This is a genomic window from Microcoleus sp. Pol11C3 (assembly GCF_036701485.1).
GTDB lineage: Bacteria > Cyanobacteriota > Cyanobacteriia > Cyanobacteriales > Microcoleaceae > Microcoleus.
The window spans coordinates 40,813-42,042 of sequence record NZ_JAUBQW010000044.1 but is presented as its reverse complement, the minus strand read 5'-3'; the positions used below and the strand labels follow the sequence as shown (position 1 = coordinate 42,042).

At 48.1% G+C, this 1,230-nt stretch carries 1 protein-coding gene; it reads right to left on the bottom strand.

Annotated features, from left to right (window positions below; genetic code table 11):
• Positions 1 to 411 precede the first annotated feature (411 nt).
• A partial coding sequence (locus QUA40_RS12725) for a calcium-binding protein (RefSeq protein ID WP_333126014.1) occupies positions 412 to 1,230 on the bottom strand: 819 nt, incomplete at its 5' end.

The following is a 1,230-nucleotide window of genomic DNA, read 5'->3' as shown; positions in this document are numbered from 1 at the left end:
GACTGAATCTGTTTTGAGTGCTCGTTCTGGTCAGATTTCTCCCTCTCTTCTGCCAGGCTAACCCCGTGAACTTATACGAATTATTCATCTCTCTCTTCCCTGTCTCTGTATCCTCTGTGTCCTCTGCAGTTTAATCATTCCGATACAAGCGGAATCGATATAACGGGTAAAATCAACCGGATTGGATGGTGAAATTGCCCTCGCGAGTGCGATCGACTCCAACCATAGACAACAACGCAAAAGAGGACACGGCAATGCCATTTTCCTACCCAAAAAATAGCGGCTAAATTGTTTAACAATTACCAAAAAAAAGGACACAGTATTACTATGTCCTTAACTCTGTATTGTAGGGACACGGCATTGCCGTGTCCCTAACCGTACCGCCGATATCCCGATTAGAATTCTTGCCGTTTAGAACAAGAACAATTCAGAATTACCGGAAACTCCCAAATTGACATCGACAGTTGCAAACAAACTGTTACCACCAACCGTAGAACCGTTGCTATCGTAATACAGTTTAGTAGACAAACCGTCGTAGATAGCCATGATCGACGGCCCGGTTAAAGTTGCTTCGAGCGCCGTTACACCAACTGTACTGCTGTAAGCGTAGAAACTCGAACCCAAAGGCCCCGATCCGGTTGTAAAGGCTGCAAAACCAGTTGTGTCAAGGTTAATTACGTCATCAGCAATGCTGTAATTGGTAATTAAATCCCCGCCGCCAGCAGTAGTTCCGCTGCTGAACACAAACACATCCAAACCAGCACCGCCGTTGAGAACATTGGTTCCTACACCACCGATTAAAGTGTCATTCCCAATACCGCCGTTGAGAGTATCGCTACCGCCACCGCCAAAGAGGCTGTCATTGCCATCGTCGCCGGAAATGCTGTCGTTACCCAAACCGCCGTCGAAAATGTCGGCACCAGAACCGCCGCTGAAGATGTCAGCAAACTCAGTACCAGTGACACTGTTAGCAGTCGCATCTCCGGTAAATAACACAGGAGTGGTGAAGTTGTAGCCGCCAGCACCAGAACCGAAATTGTTAAAGGCGACGGGGAAAGTATTCCCAGCAGCAGTTAAATCAGCAACACTGCCTGAGTTGGTAGTAGTACCAGTCGGAGAAGTACCAGTGGCAGAAGCTGCGATCGTACCTGTGAATACAAAGTCCGCCGTTCCCAGATTGCTAGCAGCAGTACCCAGATTCGCAATCAAGGTAGAACCACCCGCTGCGGT